Consider the following 23,002-nt stretch of genomic DNA (forward strand, 5'->3'; position numbering starts at 1 on the left):
TATGACGGCTCACGCAAAGCCAAAATTCGCATGATTCGGGCAATATAATGGAACTATATGCACTGTGACTAAAAGCGATCGAAAGACAACACCGTGAGCGAGAATCCCCATAACCCCACTTCCTCGGGTTCTGACTCAGAAGGATCAGCCGGCCGCGATACCGGTCGTGGCGGCGCATCCTCAAAGCCGAGCGCGGCGCAAAGTTCTGCACGGTCCGGGGCCGATGTTTCGGGTTCCGGCAACGATGGACTCACGATTGGGATGCGCCCCGCCGAGCTCCCCGGCGCCTCGCTAACGCCCGAGGAGATTGCTAAGCGCGCCTCCGGTCGGGGCAGTTGGCACCGCCGCGCATCGAAGCCGGTATCGTACTGGATGTTTGGCGTTATTATCGCGGTTCTGGTGCATCGCTTTATCCCCAAGGGCGGCTGGCTGATCGTGCATATGGTGACTCTGGGGCTGATTACGAATTCGATTCTGATCTGGAGTCAGCACTTCACCGAAGCGCTCATGAAGATTAAGATTCCTGATTCGGCCCGCGGTATTCAGGTCACACGTATTTTTGCGCTTAACGGCGGCATTGTGCTGCTGATGGCGGGCATGATTCTGCAGGATCTCATGCCGCAGTTCTATCCCCTGACGGTTGTCGGGGCGCTGGCGGTAGGCGCTATGGTCGCCTGGCATGGCTATGCGCTTCTTCGCCAGGTCAAACAGGCGCTTCCCTCGCGGTTTGGCGCTACGATTCGTTTCTATATCGCTGCGGCGTTCCTGCTTCCCGTCGGTGCCGTACTGGGCGCGATGACGGCACTGCCTGGTTTGCGGGGCACGCTGCATTCGCAGTTTATGCTCGCGCATGAGGCCGTGAATGTTCTCGGGTTCGTGGGTATTACGGTGGTTGGTACCCTGATTACGTTCTGGCCTACGATGCTGCGCACCAAGATGGTCGAAAACGCTTTGGGAACCAGCGTGCGCGCCCTCATACTGATGTGCGTGGGCGTTGGGATTACCACGCTCGCTTCACTCTTCGGGATGCGTCCCCTCGCGGGCGCGGGCCTGCTCGTGTATCTGCTGGGGCTGCTGATCGTGGCGTGGGTGATGGTGCGAACCCTTCGCACGAAGCGCCCCACCGAGTTCCCGCCAATGTCGGTGGGTGCAGGTTTTATCTGGCTTATTATCGGCGTGGTGTGGACTGCTGGCTTGGTGTTTACCACCCCGTTTGAGGAGCTTCGCATGAGCGAGGTTACCCCCATTTTCGTGGCGGGTTTCCTGCTTCAGGTGCTTCTGGGTGCTATGAGTTACCTGCTCCCCCAGCGTATGGGCGGCGGACCCGCCGTGGTGCGCGCATCCAATAAGGAGTTCAGTAGGCTTGCCGCCGGGCGTGTGACGGTTGTGAACTTGAGCCTTATTATTTTCATGCTGCCCAATGCGCTTACGGGCTCTTGGGTGAAGGTCGCTGTCTCTGCCGTGGGTGCGCTCGGTTTGGCTTCGTTCCTGCCGTTTATGGTGCGCGGCGTTAAGGCTTCGGTCAATACCCGTAAAGAGATGATGGCGGCGCGGGCGCGCGGTGAGAAGCCTGCTCCTGTTACGGATGTCAAACAGGAACCTGTGAATCATACCCGGCAGACCCTTTTCGGTGCGCTTGCGGTGATTCTGGCGCTGACCTTGGGTATTGCGGCCGATCCCAGCTCGGTAGGATTCAACTTTATAGGGGGTTCTACGGCGACCGGCACGGGGCAGACCACAACGCTGAAGGTCAAGGCAACCTCAAACTACCGGTTTACGCCCGATACCGCGCAGGTTCCGGTGGGTAACCGCCTGGTGATTGAGGTGACGAACGACGATCAGGGCATGACCCACGACCTCACCTTCGCCAACGGTGCGAAGACCGGAACGCTGAACCCCGGTGAGACGAAGAGTGTGGATGTTGGCGTGGTGACCTCCGACCTTGAGGGCTGGTGCTCGGTTGCCGGGCACCGCCAGCAGGGCATGGTATTTCACGTGAAAACCACCGGTAATAATCTGCAGGCGAACGGGCATCACGGGGGTGGTTCCGGCGGTAATAACGGGTCAAATGGCTCGGGCACAAACACGAATCTGCTGACCGCGCAGAACGCGAATATTGATATGCATGCCTCCCCCGGCAAGGACCATGAGCGCCGTGATCCGGTGCTGCGTCCCGTGCCTGCGGGCGAGAAACGTGACGGTAAGACCGTGCACAAGATGACCATGGATGTGCAGGAGCTCGACCGCGAGATTGCACCCGGGCTTGACGTAAAGGCGTGGACATTCAACGGTTCGTATATGGGCCCGGTGCTGCACGGTAAGCTGGGCGATGTCTTCGAGATTACCCTGGAAAATAACGGTTCGATGGGGCATTCGCTCGACTTCCACGCGGGCATGGTTTCGCCCGATAACACGATGAAAACCATTGCCCCGGGCGAGAAGCTGACCTACCGTTTTGAGGCTACCGGCTCTGGTATTTGGCTGTACCACTGCTCGACCGCGCCCATGAGTCTGCATATGGCGGCAGGCATGTACGGTGCCGTCATTATCGACCCGCCGAATCTGGAACCGGTAGATCATGAGTATGTGATGGTTCAGAATGAAACATACCTGACCGATACGGGGCAGACCGCGGCTGACGGTAATAAGCTTGCCGAAGTTTCCTCTGACGGCATTGCGGCGGGCACCCCCTCACTCACCATGTTCAACGGGCACGCCACCCAGTATGTGAATCAGCCTTTGGAGGTGAAAACCGGCGAGCGCGTGCGCATCTGGCTGCTGGCTGCGGGACCGTCGAAGGGCATGAGTTTCCACGTGGTCGGCTCGCAATTTGACACCGTCTATAAGGAAGGCGGCTACCTGCTTCGGGACGGCAGAGATCCGTATGGGGAAACCGGCGGTCACTCGCAGGCCCTCGATTTGGATCCAGCGCAGGGCGGGTTCGTTGAGATGCAGTTCCGCGAACCCGGCACCTACACGTTCGTGAATCACCAGTTCGCCGAGATGGAACGCGGCGCCATGGGCAAGATTAAGGTGACGGATAAGTAGCCCGGGCTGCCGGGGCGGCAGGCTCATCGCTGTCGCTTCCCTGCTTTCCCCCTACTGTCTTCCCAGACTTTTGTCATGGTTGTGGTCCTTTTCAAAACACAACCATGACAAAAGTCTGAGCTCAGCGGTACTAGCTAGCTGCCGAGTCCTTCCACCGGAGACATCCGAGCCGAGCGTGCCGCCGGCAGAGCGGATGCAACCAGCGTCGAAGCAAGACCCACCAGCAATATCAGCGCCAGACCCAGATACGGCAGATCCGGGACGAACTCTACCTTTTGGTCGGTCGCAGCAAGCACCACCTTTGCGCTCACGCTACCGATAAAGACGCCCCCAAGGATACCCAACGCCACCGCACCGAGGGTGATTAGTACCGCCTCCGCCGAAATCATGCGGCGCAGCTGCTTGCGGGAGAGCCCTAACGCACGCAGCATCGCATTCTCGCGGCGACGTTCATTGACCGAGAGAGTCATCGTATTTGCCACGCCGATCACCGAGATCACCACAGCGAGGGCGAGAAGACCCAGGGTGATCCCCAGCATAACCGTCAGAACCTGATCGAGCTGACCGCGCTGTTGCAGACCGCCGGTGAACTCGTTGCCGTCATTAGCCTTATTAAGCTGATCCTGTAGCGTGGAATTCTCAGTAGCGGTCAGCGGGGATTTAGCGTGTACCAGCACCATAGTCTCCGCCCCGGCTGAGGGTTTCATTCCCCCTGAGGCAGCGGATGCGCCCCGCTGCCCCTGCGCGGCTGAGCCTTGGGGCTGTTCCCCAGCTTCTCCGGGCTGCTGCAGGGTCAAGGGCTGCGGGTCATCCGGGTTCTGCAGTTTAGCACCGGTGGTTGGGTTCACCACGTACAGATTCACGATCTTACTGGTCGACTTAATAGGCTTGAGTTCGATCTCTCCTAAGGGTCCGCGTGCCTTCAGACGGGTGGAATCGTCAAAGCCCGCATCTTTATACAGGGATTCGGGCACAAGCACGGTGTTGTCTTCAGTCGGGTACTTTCCTTCAGCCGGAATAACTTTGGCGAAGTCGTCCTGGCTGAGCGCCACCATACTCGCGGTGTTACTCATTGGCTGGCTGCCGTCTTTCGACGTAATGGTGTACTCTAGGGCACCGGCGGCTGGAGCCACCGCAACGCTTTCGACATTCTTAATCCCCTGCACTTTATCGGCAACCGAGTGCGCCTTGGCAAGGCTCTCAGCCCCCGTGCCGCCACCGGTCCCGTAGGTTGCCGTCGCCGAGACGGGATAGGCACGGTCCATAGATTTCGCCGTAGATGCGGTCATAATGGAGTACCCACTCAGTACTGCAGACACCACGAGCACACCCACCAACACGGCACGCCCGGTCGAAACCGTGCGCTTGGGCGAGCGCAGCGCGTTAGCGACCGCCAGATTCCCGGTCTGAGAGCGGATCACCGAACCAAATACGCGAATTAGCGGCGCTAACAACCATGGCAGGAGTAAGAAGATGGCAACACCCAAAAGCAACGCCGCAACCATGACTAACAGTACCCCAACGCTGCTTTGTTGCACACCTGCATCCGATGTGCCGGTCAGACTCAGCGACCGCCACACTGCCGCTGCTCCTGCCACGGCGGCGATCAGTCCCAGGATCAGACCCGCAATGCCCGGCTTCTTCACGGCTTGGGCGGTACCCTCCCCCAAGGCGCTGATGGGCGAAATATTCAGGGCGCTACGTGCCGGAGCGAGCGATGCAATAACTGTCACGAGCGTGCAGACCACCACACCCACAATGAACGCCAGCGGGTCATACGAGACCATGAAATCTTTAAACAGCACACCGACGAGCGCTGCGACCGGGTAGACGAGCGCAGCGCCGATAGCGGAGAAAATAACCCCCACCACGAGCGCCTCAACTAAGAGCATGCGCACCAGGGATTTCCCGTGCGCGCCCAGAGTACGCAGTAGCGCCAACTCGCGGATGCGTTGACCGACCAGCACTGCGAACGTATTCGAGATAACGAAAGATGAGACCAGCAGGGCGAGCGCCGCGAACGCCCCTAGAATCACACCGATAAAGGCAAAGAATTGTGAGGTTTCTTCTTTGAGATCCTGCAGGTATTCCCCGCCTGACTTCACCACGGGTTCGGTATTCTGATCACCGGTAGCTAGCTTTTTCTGCAGCTCGGTGCGTGCGTGGGCGTCATCGTCACCTTTGAACTGGACGAACGTCATGCTAGGGTGCGGTAGCTGTGCTGCCTCCATAGATTTCGGGTCAAGCTGTTTGAGCGCCTCATCTGCCGCGTTCTGATAGGAGGTACCACCAATATAAACGCTATCGTTTGAGAATGAGCCGGAGAACCCGGTGTCGAAAATACCAGCAATGGTGTATTCCTTAGTGGCACCGGTATTAGGGTCGGTAATAGCTGCCACAACATCCGGTGAGGTCACCGTTGAGCCAAGGTGCAGGTTGTGTTTTTCAGCGAATTCTTTTGAGATCAACAGCTCTGTGTCTGTGCCCGGCAGTTTGCCGTCAATGGGGAATGGGAAGAGCTCGGTGTCGGTGGGAGCCGGTGTATACCGCACCTTTGCTGAGTTTTCTCCGGTGCCGAGTTTACCCTGCCCGTCATATATGACCCAGGTGCGCTGAACCGAAGGGTCGTTGGTGATCGTGTCGAGATTTTCGGGCGTGAGGTAATGGTTCGCCGTGTAATTATTTGGGTTGTTAGTTCCAGCCGAGAGGACCACGTTATCGTCCTCTGAGAGCGCATCTCCTATCGCGGCATCCATAGTTCCCTGTAGCGAGCCGAGGAGCACAATAATGGCGGCGATGAAGAATGAGGCAACCGCTATACCGATGCCGGTCAGAACGTACTTACCTTTAGAAGCGCGTAGGTTAGAGCGCGCCACCGTATTCAGAGATGTATTAGTTCGTTTAGACATAGTAGACATGCGGCTATTTCCCCTCCTGTTAGACGTGCGAGTGCTTTACCCTTCCAGCTGCCCCATTGCCTGCAGCACAGCATCATGCGTAGGATTCAGCATCTCCCCAGCAATCGCACCGTCCTTTAAAAACACCACACGATCAGCATACGAAGCAGCATGCGCATCATGGGTGACCATCAGAATCGTCTGCTTCTGCTCAGTGGCGGCATCCCGCAATAGCCTGAGCACCTCAGCACCCGAATTTGAGTCAAGGTTACCGGTGGGCTCATCAGCAAACACCACCTCCGGGCGCGACAGCAGCGCACGTACAATAGCAACACGCTGCTGCTGACCACCTGAAAGCTGTTCGGGGCGATGACCCAACCGATCCGACAGACCGAGGGTTTTAACCAGATATTCACGCCAGGTCGGATCCGGCTTCTTGCCCGCCAACCCCAGCGGTAAATCAATATTCTGCCCGGCGGTCAGGGTAGGCACCAGGTTAAACGCCTGGAAGATAAACCCCACGTGCTCACGCCGGAACTCGGTCAGCTGGTTATCCCTCTGCCCGTACAGTTCGGTGGTACCAATACGGATGCTGGTCTCTGGAATATGATCAGGAGTATCCAGTGTGGCAAGGGTTTGCATCAGCGTTGATTTACCCGAGCCCGAAGGACCCATAATCGCGGTGAACTTACCCCGCTCAAAATCAATAGTGACATTATTCAGGGCATGCACAGTCACCTCACCCCGCCCGTAGGTTTTGAACAGGTTTTTGGTGGATACCGCTGGAGTTTCAGCGGTGGTTTCTGTCGTAGTCATATTCTTAATTGTTACAGTTACCCACCGCAAAACCCTGTATTTATACCGGAAGGGAAAACCCCTACATATTTATAGTTTCCACGGATACCATTAAAGAAAAACCCTCAGTGCTTACACCGATGGCGAGGTAGACTCCGTGGCAAAATTTCGTAAATACGCTCTCATAGCACTAGCGATTGTAGCGTTCTTGACCCTGATGTTCCTGCTTTATAAAGGTACGCAACGGAACGAGGCTACACCCGACAGAACGGCGACACCTAGCGTATCCACAAGTCCTGCGCCGGTATCGAGCGCCCCGGTACAGACCCCGCAGGTTTCTGAGCAGAGCGCGCAGGCGGCACCCGCACCGGAACAGCCGCAGCAGTCGCAGGGAGCGCAGGATTCGCCCTCGGAATCTGCTTCGCCCTCCGCAACAGATACCGCCAAACCGTCGCCGAGCACTTCATCTGACGCTGGGCAGGAACAGCATAAAGCCGATGCTACAAGCGCCGCCCCCAGTGCCAGTGGGTCTGCCAGCGCATCCCCGGGGAAAGAACCTACATGCCCGGAGGACGTCTCCTACCAGCAGGTGGCAGATGGAGAGGCTGACTGCACATTTGACTATTCCAAGGTACGCCTGAAGACCATGCAGGAGGCAGAGCAGTACGCGCGTAAATGGCTCTACCCCGAACCCGGCACCTATATTCAGGTGCGGGATTACCGCGAGGCTAAGGTCAAGATTCCGGGTATGGATAAGCCACAGAGCGTATTTGTTGTTCGCGCGGTCGCGCGTTCTTCGGGGGATCAAGGGGGTAGCGGAGCCGTCACCTGGAGTGTTATCTGGCCCAACGGCTACTATCTCACCAGCGATGACCTCCCCGACGGTATTGAGGCTCGGTAGGTTCTGGTCTGTCGGTTCTTGCGGTGCGCATGCGCTCTCGTGTTAAAGTTTAAGCGGTAGCTAGAGGTGAGCGATTCTTCGCAAAAGTCTTCCGAGCGCCAACTCTTGAAGTCACACTCAGGTGTGGCTTCTCGTATTTAACAGCTTGCCTCTGAATAAGCCGCAGTATGCCTATAAGCCATACATAATTCTATATATCTAATTTTCGCCGAAATTATAGCTTTCCGGTCCGTGAAAACCGCGCCAGCCGGGCTTGCTGGGGTGCTAGGCTAGAGGAATGGCGAAGAAGAGCTCACTCAAGACCGCATCCGGCAAGAACATCTTCACGAAAGTGACCGCCGGGGCGCTGGCGCATTGGCAGATTATTGCCTCCGCGCTGCTCCTGGGTACGGGTGTGGTGGGGCTCGCCGCCACCTACGACGACTACTGCGGTATGACCGACTTGACCTACGCACCGGAAGAGGTTCACGAGGATCTCCGCAAGGCCGGGCAGACAGCGAATATCCGCCCGGGTGTGATCGCGGCACAGCTTGAAACTGAGAGCCACTGGCACATCAATGCGGCTTCGAGCGCGGGTGCCCGGGGCGTAGCCCAGTTCACCGATGAGGCTTGGAAGGATTGGGGCAACGGCGGCGATATCCTCGATCCGCACAATTCGATTGATGCGCAGGGCCGCTACCTGGAATCGCTCAAGAAACGGCTGGGCAAATACGCCCACAATGACGACGAGGTGCTTGATCTGGCGCTTGCCGGGTACAACGCTGGCCCCGGCGCGGTCGAAAAGTACAAGGGCATTCCGCCCTTCCCCGAAACACAGAACTATGTGCAGAAGATCCGCGATCTTTCCGAAACAAAATATAAGCTGACCTGCACGCCGGACCACAGGTTTAAACAGTCGCAGATTGTGCGCATTGAAGCTCAGGCTTCCAAGCAAGACTCCACCACTCCGGATGCTCTCGCCGCAGGCTCTATGCATGCCGTAGTGCCGTCTTCGCGCGCCGGGTCTAAGGAAAGCTAAAACCGCAAGATTCTTATTCATAGATTTTGCGGAAGAATTCCGCCGCCCAACAGGCTTAGGCTAAAGTACCTGCGGCGCGCGAAGGCAGGGTTTGGGGCTCACAGACCCTATGGATAAGCCTTCTTATTTATAGCTTGAGAAGCTCTTCCTCGTTTGTGACCACCATGGCATATGTAAATTGATGCTTCGACAGGATAGCCTTCATGTCGGGGAGTTCTTTTTCTTTAATCAGCTTATTCTCGTGAAGGCTGTATATGCGCAGAGTATCCTTATTGTCCGTTGAGTTTATGTTGTAGAGATATTTATCAGACCAATAAAAGAGACCCTGATCTTTCGACCTCTTATAGTCTTTAAGGGTGAAATGGCGGGTATTTTTCCCGGTTTCTACATCTGTAGAAATAATAGTCCCATCGCCCGACTGCCACCATACTTCGTGGCCGATTGCATGGTAATGCCCCTCCTTCGACTGCCACATATCACGGTTTACGCGCACTGCATGGTCGCCGCTTATAGGAACTTCATGTGCCTGACCGGTATCTGTATCAAATACCTCAAGAGCCGATCCCGTAACATCTTCTGAACTGCTCCTCTGCGGGTCGCTGCCGGGAGGGTAGGTATCCCTTATGATAACGACTTTATTCTCAACACACGTGATGCCATCGATTCCTTCATTGGGAAGAGAAAACGCATGCTCGGTTACAGGATCATCGGAAAAGTTAGGGTATAGGCGAATCAGTTTAGTCGGTTCGTTTTTATCTTTTGTATCGCCTTGGTTCTCTTTCTGCTTCTGCCCAAGAGAATTGTGTGATTCATTATTGACAGTCCATACACTGCCATTAGCGCACCGTGCAGGGTTCTTAATACTACGGTTCGAGGTGTGAACTTCGGTATTCTGCCCATCATGGGTGACTATTTTATAAATATAGGAGGTTTTATCTTCGGTATATCCAATATTCTTGGTTGCGATAAATCCACCATTATCCAGTCCCCATACCTCCTCGTTATACACAGACTCGTATTTCCTGTCGTAACCTTGCAGTGAGTCTCCTAAAATATAATCCTTCTTCTTATCCCCGAAATAAAGCTTATTATTATAGTAGTCAATTTCTGAGGTCTGAGATCCTTCATTTGACAGCTTAGTCCACGAGTTGGTGTGCGGATCGTAGAAGCCCACACCTCCTCCAGGGTCCTTGCTTTCTCGGTAGTCACCAGCAACGGAGACCGCTAGGGCGCTATTCTTCAACGACTCTTCCGGGCTCTTAGATTCTTGAGCCTTCGGCGTGCCACACGTCGTAAGACATAACGCGAGCAGCACCCCAAGGGCGGCAAATTTTGCACCCGGATAAGCCGCCATCATCTTTTCCCTAGTCCCCATATGAAGGCCTACTCCCTAGTTTCGTACTCATGAGCCATTGGAGAATCGGCGATATCTTTCGGGTATACGCCTGGTCCACCATCGGCATCAAGATCTATATTGGAGTCTGCATTCTTATATGAAGCCCACACTAACTGCGAGCAGTTATAGTTGTCTGAGTTTACCGACTTATTGGCGAAAAATATCCAGTTGTATCCTTTGCCAACCTGCTCCTCGGCAAAAGTAGCAGCTTTATCTTTCTCAGAGCTGTCTTTGTCATCACCCACATAATACTTATAAGCAGGAGCTGGCGCATCTACAGACTCAGAGTCGACACGACGTACACTAGGTGAAGTAGCCTCTACGTACTCATTTTCAGAAACATAGATACCATTGTGCCCATGTTTAACACCTATTGTGCTGTTAGAAGAGTAAAAAACATCTCCCCTGTGCCGTGCTCGCCCCATAGAAACTTTATGACCACTATCATCCGAGCCACCGCTCACAATCTGAGGGACTAGGGCTCCACCGTTATCACCCGAAATGTTATCAGCCTGAATATGCTCTCGTGACTCTTGAGCCACCTGTGATACCGCAGCATCGTAGCTGATATTTCGTTCTTGCGCCGTCTTTTCAAGGCCCTGCCTGACCAAGGTACGGTCACTCTCCTGGGAAGAATCCAGACCGGCGCTAGAAACAATCTCGTCAAAATCTTGAGATTCTGTAGTTCCTGCGTATACGGGAGACGTGACCCCTGATAGAACTAGAACGACAGCAGACGAAAAAATTAAAGCATTATTACCGTGTTTCATTTCTTTCCCTTCACGCGTTAAAACAACTAGGTACTGAAAAAGAGGATTCAATAATGTACTTACCACCTACATACCATATTTAAATAAAGTGAATAATATTCAACTTTTACTGTGCTCTCTTAAGCTAACACCTTCCACAACTAGCGTAAACCCTCTATGAAGTAACAATTTGATAAAATTATTCACAGTAGAAGTTAAAACAAATACCACTTGAAGCACAACCACACGAACGAACCTTCACAATTGTGTATATCTGATTAGTCACCTGCATCCCATTTGAAGATAAAAATTGCTGCGAGTACAGCGATAACGGCTGACCCTCCTACGACTGCAAAGTCAAGACCCAAACTATGCCTTTGTGCGGAACTGCCGGATACCCAGAACAACAAATCACCAAAATACGTGGTGGGAACCCAATCTAGAACTTTAAGTACGTTGTCGGGAAGAATGGTAAAGGGGACCCCAACGCCAGATGTAAAAAGAATAATCATCTGGATCAACGTTGTTATATTAGCCGCTACCTGTCCGCTATTTATAAGCGAACCTAGGATATACCCCAAACCCAGGAAAAGCATGCAGGAGGGTACAATCACGAGAACGGCTCGCCCCAATGCTTCTATATCGGTAACATCAAAAATAAGCCCTACCAGGATAATTCCCACGCTGAGGACGACAGCAACCACCAGACGCACCAACAGGTGAGTCAAAATGAATGTAGTACGCGAAACCGGTGTGGTTCCAAGAACCCGAAGAGTCCCATGCTGACGATAGTCTGAAATGGGCGTAGCAGTGAGAGTCATACACGTTCCGGTGAGAGCCAAGCACAGCCCCATAGGAACAGTCATTGTTGAAAAGTCAAAGCCTGAGCCGCTCATGGTGTCTTTAAGAATCTTCCCCATTCCTAAAAACATGCCAAACATAATAAATGGGAAAAGCATCGTAAAGTAAAAGTTAGATGCATTACGCGACATCTCGCGCCAATGCGTTAAGAGAAGTTGAGTGGTTTGGGTGTTTTTGGAGTACTGATGAGTTGTAGTGGCAGCGAGGCTCATGATTAAGCTCCTTCCGAATTGTTCATGTTATCAACAATATTTGTGCCAGTTGCAGCAAAATACGCGTCTCCTAAAGTAGGATGCTGAACCTGAATTCCTTTAGCCTTTCCAGTACGCGATAAGAATGCCAATACATCATCGGTTTGGGCGGATGAAACCGCCGTAGCTCCCTTTGAATCTACAGTTATCTTTCCAAACTCTCGCAGTATCTTCTCTTCTTCAGCATCTAACGGGGATATGAGTTCGAAGCTCACATAGGGACCACCGCAGAAGTGCTCAATGAGTTGTTCTGGACTTCCGCTTTGCACGCACTCTCCCTTATCAATAATTGCGACAGACTGAGCAAGTGCATGTGCTTCTTCCATGGAGTGTGTTGATAGCACAATAGTTGTTCCTTCTTCACCCCACTCTTTCAAAACGCTCCATAGCTGTTGCCGTGCCCGTGGATCCAGTCCAGTTGAGGGCTCATCAAGAATTAACAGTTCAGGCTGACTCACCATGGCCAAAGCCACATTCAAGCGCTGTCGTTGTCCTCCTGACAGCTTGGTAACTTGCCTTTTAACCAAATGATCGAGTTCTAAAGACTCCAAAATACTCCCGGTAGAAGCACGGGAATCCGGGTAAAACGATGCCCACAAACGGAGTATCTCCCCTACCCGCAAATATTCGAAGACTTTTACTTCCTGAGGTTGGATTGCCACTCGTGAGTGTATTTCCCTGTCCGCCTTCTTTGGGTTAACTCCCAATGTACGAACAGTTCCACGGGTTAAAGACCTAAGCCCGACTGCAGTTTCCAGGGAAGTTGTCTTACCAGACCCGTTTGGCCCCAGCAAAACATGAATCATGCCTAGCTCAAGCGCTAGGTTGATTCCTCGCAGAGCTTCCACGGTGCCGCCCGGTGTCTTATAGACTTTCCACGCATCCACCATCTCGATTGCATATTCCGTGCCATACTCTTCATGCATTCGTATACCACATTCCTTATCAGTCTGCGTTTGAAGATGAATCTTTTTGTGCTGCTAACATAGCCGCAAAGCACTCCTCTAATGGATTAAGACCAATACGGTTAATATCCATATGGACTATGTCTAGAGGAAAATTCTGAGGGGCGACTATCTCACCACAAACATATTTACGAATCAGTTCAGCTGACGAAGCCGCAACATCACAGAGCTTGGGTTCCAGGAAAGTATTAGAAATTTGTAACTTCACTGATATATCTGAGATCTTCTCATTTAACTTTTGCGGACTTATGCCTGCGTATACTAACCGGGTCCTCCACCTATCCGCAATCATGTATGGTAAGTTCATTTCTATATTCATATTAACTAGATTATTTTGTACTGCAGATATATAATGAGCTACTTGAACAGCCCTTTTCTGAGCTCCCCAATTCCATATACGCATATATGTACAAGCTAGAGAGCTATCTTGGAAATGTTGCTCTACATGCTTCATGCCCTCTAGGCCCCCATATTTTTCTAGTTCTGGGGAGTAAACATCCAACGTTACACCACGGCGAGAACCTACCTGACCTGTCATTGGATCAAAAATAATACGTTCCATCTTTTGAGGAGATACAGCTTTTAAACTCTTCCTGAGCATAGGTAGAGTTGTATACCATGCGTCTACATCATTTGTATAACCTTTAAGACGTATTCGTAGATGATGACCTTGAAAGTCCATGTAACGTATAAAATGCCAACATTCTACGCCAGATAACTGGTTCATCCAAGCTACTAATACTGGCAACGTGGCTCCCACATCGTCTGCACTGCCAGTATACGTTTTTAAGTACAGCCAGTCTTTAGTATTAGACATTAATACACCTCCTTACAACATTTCCTTGGGCCAATGTACTGCTACCGCCAGCTCACTGACCCTAGGTTGTCCCGCAGAATCACGATATGGGTATTGGTCAGGGGATGGCAGAGCTTCAGTAATACGAATAGCTTTGGTACGTGGAGATATCCATTGAGTCAATACCATAAGGCTGATATTGGAAGTAAAGTCTACAAAAAGAGGTTTTTGAATAACATCAGTAGTACCTCCGCTTGACCCCAACTGCTGCACATATGCAAGGCGAGGGATACCATATTTCTTACGTAAGTCATACCAGGAACGCATAGTGTTTGTTGAGTCCAGACATCCTAATTTAGAAATAGTGTTGACAGTCATATACCATGATGCTCGTCGGGTCACTAAACGTTTTCCCGCAGTTTCACGAGGCTCATGAATCACTTGATAGTCCGAGAACTTCTGCCTCCCTGCCTTTAAAGTTGCTGCGGCATCACTCAATGGCGGGAAACGTACCCACGGGTCAGCAAGTAAAGCCACCCATCGGTAATAGGAATTCAGAATATGCTGCGGTGTTATACCCAAATAAGCTAGTCCAACTGGACCGTCTATATCACACAGTTCAAGAGTGTTAGTATCTATGTCATGTCGCAGTGTTAAATCTTCTAAAGGAACTCCTTGTGCGGATATAGGCTCTCCGGGTAGTTGCAGTTCAGGAAGCAGACCGGATGAAACTGCCTGGCCTGTATTGCAATCAGCCCAAACAGTCATTTCAAACACTCGATGTGTTTCCCACTGCTGAGTAATATCCTGAGCTGCTTGTTTTTTAAAATCTTCCCCAAACAAACGTTGTACACGTGCCAGATAAGCACCAATACCGTTTCCTGTGCCATTGACAACTGTCATATGGTTTGGGCTATTAATATCTTTAGGGTTAGATGCAACAAACTGCAATAAAATACCCAAATGACGTGGAGATGCAGTAGCACCACCGGGTAGTTTTGAACGTTCAAACGCTTTTTCGGCGCTAATCTGATAATCCTGTTGTTGCGCCTGGAGGAGCTCAAAATCTCCATCTCCGTCAACGGCTAGTGACATGCAAAATGACAGGGGCGTCTTACACACGCCCCCAGCTCCGTATATGCTCACAAACCTCTGCACCATCAAGTCATATACGTGTGATCGATACACCCAAGGGGACATATTATCGCTTAAATCTTTCAGATCTTCTTGAACATACCGCATCGTCATATAATCAGGAATTTCATCCGTTGTTTCACAGTCTTCATATAACAATCCACTAGGACGCTCTCCTAGTTCCCCGTCGGGATAAACTTTTTGAGCAAGATTGTTCAACTCAGTCATTATTTCAAGACGACAGTTAAAGTTATTATTTTCAGGCTTTTGGATAGAGTTATTAATTTTTTCTATATCTGTTGCCTGAATTTCATAGATCCCCTCTGGAAATGTTTGGGCGATAACCGAAACTGGGCTTCCGACATGACGATCCCACGGTACCTGAATACGTAAACTACCCGACTCCAGATGACGACGCATACGAGTAGATAAGGATTTACGGCTCAAAGTATCTAGTGAGAATATTTCTGGATACCCCTCAGGGGCCCACTCAGCACCAATAACTGTCTCATCACGATATATAACGCCGTCCTGATGAACATTATGTGGAATTAACATTAACCTTTCATGTCCCGCACTGGGTACTACACCCTGTGGAGATGGATACAAAACCAACTTGGGATGTGGACGGCGATCCTGCCCAGCAAGCCCTAGAAGCCCACTCGCTAGGTGAAGCGAAATAGTCTGTACAGATCGACCCTTACCTGTACAGCCCGCGAGATTCACGGTAGTCAGCCTAGCAAATGGGCTAGTTTTTAAACTAGCTCGAGTTACATAATTATAAAGAGTACGTTGTTGCTTAAGAGCCTCTGATTTTTTACGTTTATTCTTCTCCTTGCCAGAGGTTACATAGCTCACAAACTCGGGAGAAGCAAGGGAAAGACTAGACATAAAAGATTCGTTGTTCAAAGCAGAGTTTAAAGCAGAATCAACTTCCTGAGAATGAGCTTCACACAGATCGTCAATACGCTTCTGAATTTCAGCAATATCATCTACACACCGACGCCATGTAGAAAAAACAATAGATATATCGTCGTCCGCAAGATAGCTATACATTACCTCTGCCTGATCGTCACTAATAAACTTCCCAGAATATACTTTACGTTTGATTCCAAGAAGCTGTCGCCGCACAGTATTGTCCGTAATGCTAGGGATAATGTTATAGAGCAACTCTATAAGCTGATCAGTAGTCTTTGATAATTTTTGCTCAACAACTAAAAGATCGTTAAAAGAAGACTCAACGGACTTAGGGGACAAAGGTAAAATATCAGCTGGTAATCCTCCTACACGTACTAAAGTGTAGGTACTCCACATGGAAGACTCGGGCAACATATTCACGATACACCTGCTACTAGTATATGTTGAAATGTTAATATTAAGTTATAAATAAATGCACATATAACAACCGCCGCAAAAACATAGGATAGCACCGCATACAATATATAAAATTTACGCTGCCGCTTCGAAATATTGCGTACATATACTGGAGTCTCCGTGCGAAATATTTTCGAATACAATAAAACGTGCGAACGACCCCTGATATCAACAGCTCCCATTGCTGCCTCGAGAGCAGATACAGTATCTGATGGAGCAAAGGGATTTAAGTTTGCTAACAAAAGCAAGAACTGGTAGCCAAGCAAAACAGTTGACACTTGGTATATAAAATCGCTTGAGTTCAAAGCAACTAAAGCTGTACAACCCATGATCCACCCATCATTCACCATACCGGCAAGCGCAATAGCTACCCTTGGCGAACGATCCCTAATGCGGTATGCATCTGTACGATCAACATATGCAACTGGTATCACCCAGAACATAAGAGCTACGCCTAAACCACGGATTGGTTGACCATAAACACCGCTCACTATTCCATGCCACGATTCGTGAAATAGTATTGCAATTAACTGTACGAACATAGCGGTAAATGCTACAAGAAGTATCCTATCAATAGGAATACTCCTTATATTTGATGCGTGCCCACTAAAAAGCACGTACATACCAAGAATATATCCAATAATAGATGCCCATATCGCTAGAGCTAAGGGGGCTGGTTTGTATATCGGACTTATCATCCTCACCAGAGGGCTTAAAACTTTACCAAACTGCGGGGCGATTAAATAACGTGGTAAGAGACGTTCCATGCCTTTACGAGGAGGACGTTTTGCTATACCACCCACAAGAAGGTGTTTATCCTCAAGGTTCTGAACAAGAGTTGCAATATGTTCTGCGGTTATATGAGCAGAGGTAATAGATTTTGAATTAATCTCTACTGCGATGTCCTCTGGAGTTTTTTGACCATCAAAAGTTTTGACAACTGTAGCCGCAAGGTTTCCTATACGATGGTATGTTCCTATAGATGAATCATATAAAAGATTCATCCCGTCCATGCCAGATATTTGCTCCACATCTTTACGGAGCATTGGCGCTTCAACAGCCATGCTATTTAATCTACCTTTTCTACCAGCCAACAGTTTTTACAAAAAAATTTTTAGTGTTCGGCTATTGTGCCAAAGGTGATGGCACAATAGCCGAACGGAAGGCACTGCTACTAACCGTTTTTAATCACCCAACGTCGACGCAGTACCGGCACTAGCTAAACATGCTCCCGGACATGATGCAGAGCTATAGGTACTCGAGCAGAAAGTACACCCGAGCGCGTTTCCCTCCGGCATAGTTTCGACGTCACCCATCAGCTCACTGGCCTTAAGGTCAATATTCTTCATATCCATTAGAAGTTCTCCTTTCTATGTAAGACAGATCCTCTAGCCCAAGCTATAAGCGGTGGAGGCAGAGGCGGCAGGACATGATGCACAGCTAAAACTGCTAAATGATGCCAATGCGTCCCACTCTGCCATATATTCAACACCTTCGGTCAGCTCACTGACCTCAAGATCAATATCCATTAGAAATTCTCCTTACATCCGTAGACTTAGACTAGCCCAGACTACTAGCGGTGGAGGCAGAGTTAACAGGACATGATGCACTGCTAAAAGTGCTAAATGATGCCAATGCGTCCCACTCTGCCATATATTCAACACCTTCGGTCAGCTCACTGACCTCAAGATCAATATCCATCTCACGCATAAGCACCCTCCTTTCCATCATCTTCATACATTTAAGCTATACTTACTATCCGTGAAGAGCTATCGTGTATAGCTATACAGAATCTGTATACTGGCAGATTTGTTGAGCTGCGGTGCTGGTAAAGCTCATATAAGTCAATAAGCTTTACCAGCACCATCAACTTTATCTAGACAAGCTCCTAGATACCCACTAACAGACTAGCTAGCGCTCGATGCGGTGCTTGCCGTGGACGCAGTAGAAGCTGGGCATGAAGCAGATGCAGCGCATGCAGCGGATGCCCAGCAACCAAGAGCATTCCCCTCAGGCAGTGCTTCAATCTCAAATTCGGAACCAGTCAGATCAACAACAGCTGATGACATAAATAATCATCTCCTTCTTTGAGGAAGTTAGTCGTAATGACTAACATATACTTTCAGATTCGACCAACAAAGTTTGCTGATCTAATTACAGATAATGTGTATTCACACATATACCTGCCTACGAGTTACTTATCCATAACTCGAAGCTGTAGTAAAACTAGAAGCGGAGGAGGCAGGACACGAAGCTGAACTCGCACTAGTTGACGAGGCGAAAGAACTAAGTGCATTACCTTCCACCATAGTCTCAATGTCATTCATCGAATCGGTAACTTCGAGATCAATGCTTTTTGAATAGCTCATGATTTCCTTTCTTTCACGTTCATTTATCACGTTTAGCATTTCAATCAAGCTATGTAATAACCTGACATAAAACTGTTACACCAAACAATCCTCCTTTCTTTTAAGGGGATCTTTACGATCATTGAGGTAAACAATATTTTATTCATACGCTGGTGCTCCTACAGTAGTAGCAAACATCTGCTGACGACTAGTCCCATCAGATTTAAGTATCGTGCGTACCGCAGCTGGTATAAACCCAGCAAAGACTGTTCCGACAAGCCCTCGTGAAACAAACTGTAAGTGAAAGTTATAAATGACTGAAGCGCATCGTGTCATAGATACCCTATAACCATGGGTACCTCCCCAGGAGTCAGCCTGATCGAGATTTGCGGCCGCCGATACGATTGCACCCGCATGAGCAAATTCTTTTTGAACCCCCAAATCTTCCCAGTGATCTTCTGGTGGCAGGCTCCCAACTTGAGTAACATTTTCACTGCTCACCCTATAGATAGCAGAAGGTAAATCCACGCTGCGGAATGCAAATACATAGCATTCAAGAGGGATATCCTGAGCGATTACTCCCCAATCCGCTACATCTTGCTTAAGCGAGTTTTGCACCTCACTCATCCGAGGGAGAATCTCAATTCCGCGATTTCCATAGTGCAGAGAAGAAGAACGGCTTTCCAAAGTGGTTCGTAAATCCATCTTTTGAAGAACATCTTGAGGAACTCGTATATGTTCTAAAGGATTCGCAGTAGCGCAATAACGTTCCGCAGCAAGACCGTCAGAAGTCGCAACAGGGTTATCGAAACCCCGTATTATCTTACGCATTAGATCATAGTCAGTCCGCATTGGTACCTCCGAGTTGTATCACAGCAGTAACAGGTTCACGCTCCGGTGTAGCATCACAGGCAGCACATAGCTTCTGCTCATCCCAACGGGCTACTGGATACCATGGAATCCCTACATCTTGACAAACTAGACGTGCTGTAGTGACGGAGCAACCAGCGTCCTGGAGACATACGCGAAGAGCAAACGAACCATATTTCTGGGCAACCTTGTAGACATTACCAAAAAACACAAGAGTGACAGGAGAATCTGCAATTGGAACTTCTGTGTTTAGCCGTTTAAAGGAATGATCACTCTCAATGTATGCATAAGTACCTGCTGGCAAAATAGTAGGATCTGATATAACTACCCGCACACCCACAGAACCGATATTTCCACCCGCCGCTGTCCAACGACGGAGTTTCCCTGCAGATGATGGATCTTGAGGCCGCAAACCAGCACTATAGTAAAGAACAAGTGATAAAGTTTCCGCAGTTAACCCGTGCTCAGCGCCCATAAGCTCAGGATTTGGAGTGGGGATCTCTACAGGCTCCGCACTGGGAAAGTTCCTAAATTGATGCTGAAGCTCCAGATTCGATGGTTTATAGTGCGCTTGATGTCCTTTCATATCTACAAATTGGCGTGGAGGGATTGCTACCGACTGCTCATATCGCGCAGCAAGTGTAGGTTCAGGCGCTATTGCCCCATTCGCAGAGCCACAAGTCGGACATCCAGCACGAGTAGCTGAGGCATATGACGTATTCTCAAGTGTTTCAAGGTCTATCACGCACGTATCATTAGGTAAATAACTGGCATAGCTACGGCTCACCAACCCAATAATCTGATGTGCGCCTATTCCCAAAGCGAGGTGGATGTTCGCTTCATCTGTCCCCTCTGATGAAGCGTCAAAAGAACTAGTCCTACTTGCAATGGCACAGTTAAGGCAAGGGGTAAATGATGGGTCTACGTAAGGGCCAACTTCAAGCCTCTGCTGGGTAATAGCAATGCGTATCAAAGGAAGACCACGGTCCCAAGCAATAGTAGAAACAGCTAAAAGGTCATCATCGTTTTCTGAAGTAACCAGCGCTATTATGAGATGAACGGCAGGGTCATCAATACTTTCAGAGACCTGAACTCCGCTCTCATTTAAAATACGGGAAAACTTATCACTCAGTTTTTGTGAGCCAACTATGCATACAGTAGTTGTTTGCAATGCTTTGATTGCGTGACTCCAGTGAGGATTCACTCCTGTTGCATCCCCCAGACGGGAGAGCATAGTTACCATCTCACTATTACCGCTTGTAACATCCAGCGCTGCCTTCTCATCCTCAAGTAGACCACAAGTCCACAGAAAAGCAACAGCTTTGAAAACAGCTTCCTCAGATATCTCCATCGCTTGGGCTATATCACTATGGTTACGAGTACCATCACATAATTGCAACAGGGTATCCAGCTGTTCTTCAGCAAATTTTCCTGAAAGCACTTGAGGCTTAATAACCCCAACCAAAAGCTTTCCTGTTTCATATTGTTTTGCAGCCACACCACGACGTACTACAGGACGCACAGGAACCAGAAGTTGTTGATCATACTTGGCTGCTTGCCCAATAGTTTCAGCAGTAAGTGCCATACTGATTCCTCCCTTATTAAACCAGATCTTTCAGAGCAACAGTAGGATGTCGTCGAGATGCAAATCGTCGGCTACATCGCGGACAACGGTCTACAGCCACTGTTGTTGCTCTACGTGTTGTTCCATTCACTAGATCAAACATATACACATCGGCTCCGAGCGATTCTAAGGGTTTATTTAGACTCATATCTTTGAGCGCTTTGCCCAGCATACCTATAGCAGTTGAAACTTCTGCTACGCCGAACCCCTCAGGGAGATCTAAACTGTTATCCAACACAGTATTTATATTCTGCTGATGCTGCATCATCCGCCGTTTATAACAGTCATAACAAGCGGTATAACCAGGGCGCACAACTGGACCACATACGATACTAGTAGTCTGCAGCTCTAACCCTAGGGTGGGGATGCCGCGCTGAAAACCAACCATATCAATACGGTCACGCGCCTCAACATAGTGTCCTGACCAAATAGAGATAATAAGAGACGCATAAGGGATCTCTGCAGGATACAGATGATCGTTGACCTCAAGCACAGTGCAATCTTTTACATCAAGTTGCTTCAGTACCTCACGACCAAAGCATCCAGCATATAGAATCACTGCCTCAGCTGGTATTAGATTGGACATAATACCCTCCTTTCTTTCCATAAGGCTTTATGCAAATGGTTGAAGTTCATGGTTAAGATGCGCCTCGTCGTGCACCCTGCGTCCCATAATTCTGGGCACATCATATAGACGACGTGTATTTAAGTACCGTGCGTTATGCACGAATGATAGAGGCATAGCCTCAGGCACTAAAACTTTCACCACGTGCATGCCGACTTGCCGCGCTTCATCTGTAGTAATATCAACGGCAATAACTTCAGCTCCTACGCTCTCGAGCTGATTCACTACCCACTTAAGTGGGTCAGCTCCCTCAGCAGGGCGCTTCCCAACATCGTCGAGAGAGATACTGGGGCGCTCTCCTTCAAGAAGGAAATCAAAAACATGTCGGCGCCCTATGTTTCCTTGGTATATAGCACCCCCTATAACAGACACTCCTTCTTTGTGGGGTTCTTGCTGAGAGTTACTCTGCGCATGAGCTTTAAGTGCAATACGTAACGAACTTAGCTCCCGGTATATTTTTGCAAGAGCATGTTGAGGATCGATATCACAGGTAGCAGCTACTATCTGCGATAACACAGGATCGTACTCCGAAAGTTGCACCGCGTATAGGACAGGAACCCCAAAATCCGTAGTAGCGTCAAAAACCTGAACCTCAAGGTTTGTAGAATTAGCAACCTTGTAGTATTCTAAAACATCTTTTTGAAGCTCATCTTGATTAATGGTCACTCGAGGCAAGCGCATTTTTTGAAGCCATGTAAGAGAGATAGAATCACGCTCTATAACCTCCAACAAACCTCCGAGTACAGCATCCTTAATACTAGAGTGTGCCGCACTTCCAGTAGATATACTGTGAGTGAAAAGCTCAGAACGCGAATACATAGGAAACCGTAAGTAAATGGTATTTGCTGGCACATACACCTCTTGTTGCCGTGTGAGAGACCATGCCTTCTGCCAACGAATAGGCAACCTTGGATCATATGCAACCAGGCTAGCATCAGACGAAGAGAGTTCTGAGGCAGAACACTGTGGAAAGCGACTTGGACTCACAGCAGCATCGCCCAGTTCATCTTCACGTGCAAAGACTAAAGAGTCTGAATCCCATGAACAGGATGTATAACGCTCAAGAGACTCTACGATAGATATATCTTGCGCCCGCTCGGGATCAATAGCTCCACCTGCCCCGTCAAAATTTCCCTGCGACGAATCGTGGCTCCAATTACGTTGAGTTTCTAGAACACTTGAAGGGTCATCTAGCGTTGACGTGTAGATCGAGAACTGAGGATCTCCCTCCGCTGGATATAGAGGAATTGTTTGAGACACAAGACCATAGGGAGAACATAACTGCCGCACCCTGCGTAGCGGGATCGAACTAGGTTCTTTCAAATCACTGAAATACATACATCCTCCGCT

21 protein-coding genes are annotated in these 23,002 nt (G+C 49.6%); 3 read left to right on the plus strand and 18 right to left on the minus strand.

The window, feature by feature from the left end:
• Positions 1–93: 93 nt before the first annotated feature.
• Positions 94–3,048 carry a multicopper oxidase domain-containing protein gene (locus tag HMPREF2958_RS01845; RefSeq protein ID WP_371441425.1) on the plus strand — a complete coding sequence of 985 codons (2,955 nt, stop codon included), beginning with the start codon at positions 94–96 and terminating at the stop codon, positions 3,046–3,048.
• Positions 3,049–3,182: 134 nt separating this feature from the next.
• Here HMPREF2958_RS01845 and HMPREF2958_RS01850 read toward each other — a convergent pair whose 3' ends face one another.
• On the minus strand, positions 3,183–5,966 hold the full coding sequence (locus HMPREF2958_RS01850; RefSeq protein WP_083313676.1) for an ABC transporter permease: 2,784 nt from the start codon (positions 5,964–5,966) through the stop codon (positions 3,183–3,185).
• A 36-nt stretch (positions 5,967–6,002) separates the two neighbouring features.
• The gene (locus HMPREF2958_RS01855; RefSeq protein WP_048752445.1) at positions 6,003–6,761 is read right to left on the minus strand and encodes an ABC transporter ATP-binding protein; all 759 of its coding nucleotides are present in this window, start codon (positions 6,759–6,761) and stop codon (positions 6,003–6,005) included.
• 136 nt (positions 6,762–6,897) lie between these two features.
• Between HMPREF2958_RS01855 and HMPREF2958_RS01860 the strand changes: the two genes are divergently transcribed.
• Entirely contained in the window at positions 6,898–7,641 is a 744-nt protein-coding gene (locus tag HMPREF2958_RS01860) for a peptidoglycan-binding protein (RefSeq protein ID WP_070696042.1), read from the plus strand.
• Between the two features lie 277 nt (positions 7,642–7,918).
• Positions 7,919–8,659 (plus strand): lytic transglycosylase domain-containing protein, encoded by a 741-nt coding sequence (locus HMPREF2958_RS01865; protein ID WP_070696043.1) that lies wholly within the window; start codon positions 7,919–7,921, stop codon positions 8,657–8,659.
• Positions 8,660–8,786: 127 nt separating this feature from the next.
• Here the strand turns inward: HMPREF2958_RS01865 and HMPREF2958_RS01870 are convergent, their stop codons facing one another.
• The 16 genes from HMPREF2958_RS01870 to HMPREF2958_RS01920 all read right to left on the minus strand — a co-directional run bounded on the left by HMPREF2958_RS01870 (position 8,787) and on the right by HMPREF2958_RS01920 (position 22,990).
• Positions 8,787–10,016: a hypothetical protein gene (locus HMPREF2958_RS01870; protein WP_246827986.1), complete on the minus strand. Its 1,230-nt coding sequence runs from the start codon at positions 10,014–10,016 to the stop codon at positions 8,787–8,789.
• Between the two features lie 26 nt (positions 10,017–10,042).
• Entirely contained in the window at positions 10,043–10,825 is a 783-nt protein-coding gene (locus tag HMPREF2958_RS01875; RefSeq protein ID WP_070696047.1) for a YiiX/YebB-like N1pC/P60 family cysteine hydrolase, read from the minus strand.
• A 257-nt stretch (positions 10,826–11,082) separates the two neighbouring features.
• Positions 11,083–11,877: an ABC transporter permease gene (locus tag HMPREF2958_RS01880; protein WP_070696049.1), complete on the minus strand. Its 795-nt coding sequence runs from the start codon at positions 11,875–11,877 to the stop codon at positions 11,083–11,085.
• A gap of 2 nt (positions 11,878–11,879) precedes the next feature.
• Positions 11,880–12,842 (minus strand): ABC transporter ATP-binding protein, encoded by a 963-nt coding sequence (locus HMPREF2958_RS01885; RefSeq protein ID WP_246827987.1) that lies wholly within the window; start codon positions 12,840–12,842, stop codon positions 11,880–11,882.
• Between the two features lie 19 nt (positions 12,843–12,861).
• On the minus strand, positions 12,862–13,698 hold the full coding sequence (locus HMPREF2958_RS01890; RefSeq protein WP_070696051.1) for a thiopeptide-type bacteriocin biosynthesis protein: 837 nt from the start codon (positions 13,696–13,698) through the stop codon (positions 12,862–12,864).
• Positions 13,699–13,710: 12 nt separating this feature from the next.
• Positions 13,711–16,149, minus strand: a complete 2,439-nt coding sequence (locus HMPREF2958_RS01895; RefSeq protein WP_141755775.1) for a hypothetical protein — start codon at positions 16,147–16,149, stop codon at positions 13,711–13,713.
• Positions 16,146–17,249 carry a hypothetical protein gene (locus HMPREF2958_RS01900; RefSeq protein ID WP_070696055.1) on the minus strand — a complete coding sequence of 368 codons (1,104 nt, stop codon included), beginning with the start codon at positions 17,247–17,249 and terminating at the stop codon, positions 16,146–16,148. The genes HMPREF2958_RS01895 and HMPREF2958_RS01900 overlap by 4 nt, the downstream gene beginning before the upstream one ends.
• 120 nt (positions 17,250–17,369) lie before the next feature.
• Positions 17,370–17,540, minus strand: a complete 171-nt coding sequence (locus tag HMPREF2958_RS11240; RefSeq protein WP_210400871.1) for a thiocillin family RiPP — start codon at positions 17,538–17,540, stop codon at positions 17,370–17,372.
• 33 nt (positions 17,541–17,573) lie between these two features.
• Entirely contained in the window at positions 17,574–17,714 is a 141-nt protein-coding gene (locus HMPREF2958_RS10935) for a hypothetical protein (RefSeq protein WP_168165955.1), read from the minus strand.
• Positions 17,715–17,745: 31 nt separating this feature from the next.
• Positions 17,746–17,895, minus strand: coding sequence for a thiocillin family RiPP (locus tag HMPREF2958_RS10860; RefSeq protein ID WP_210400872.1), 150 nt, complete (start codon positions 17,893–17,895; stop codon positions 17,746–17,748).
• 197 nt (positions 17,896–18,092) lie between these two features.
• On the minus strand, positions 18,093–18,254 hold the full coding sequence (locus HMPREF2958_RS10865; protein WP_141755776.1) for a thiocillin family RiPP: 162 nt from the start codon (positions 18,252–18,254) through the stop codon (positions 18,093–18,095).
• 129 nt (positions 18,255–18,383) lie between these two features.
• Positions 18,384–18,593 (minus strand): thiocillin family RiPP, encoded by a 210-nt coding sequence (locus HMPREF2958_RS11245; protein ID WP_371441426.1) that lies wholly within the window; start codon positions 18,591–18,593, stop codon positions 18,384–18,386.
• A 99-nt stretch (positions 18,594–18,692) separates the two neighbouring features.
• A complete protein-coding gene (locus HMPREF2958_RS01905; protein ID WP_070696057.1) occupies positions 18,693–19,385 on the minus strand; it encodes a hypothetical protein in 693 nt (230 codons plus the stop codon).
• Positions 19,375–20,988 (minus strand): hypothetical protein, encoded by a 1,614-nt coding sequence (locus HMPREF2958_RS01910; protein ID WP_070696059.1) that lies wholly within the window; start codon positions 20,986–20,988, stop codon positions 19,375–19,377. Before HMPREF2958_RS01910 ends, HMPREF2958_RS01905 begins: the two co-directional genes overlap by 11 nt.
• A 16-nt stretch (positions 20,989–21,004) precedes the next feature.
• The gene (locus HMPREF2958_RS01915; protein WP_070696061.1) at positions 21,005–21,613 is read right to left on the minus strand and encodes a TOMM precursor leader peptide-binding protein; all 609 of its coding nucleotides are present in this window, start codon (positions 21,611–21,613) and stop codon (positions 21,005–21,007) included.
• A gap of 27 nt (positions 21,614–21,640) precedes the next feature.
• On the minus strand, positions 21,641–22,990 hold the full coding sequence (locus tag HMPREF2958_RS01920) for a YcaO-like family protein (RefSeq protein WP_070696063.1): 1,350 nt from the start codon (positions 22,988–22,990) through the stop codon (positions 21,641–21,643).
• Between the last annotated feature and the right edge of the window lie 12 nt (positions 22,991–23,002).

It is taken from the genome of Rothia sp. HMSC036D11 (assembly GCF_001814205.1).
Classification (GTDB): domain Bacteria; phylum Actinomycetota; class Actinomycetes; order Actinomycetales; family Micrococcaceae; genus Rothia; species Rothia dentocariosa.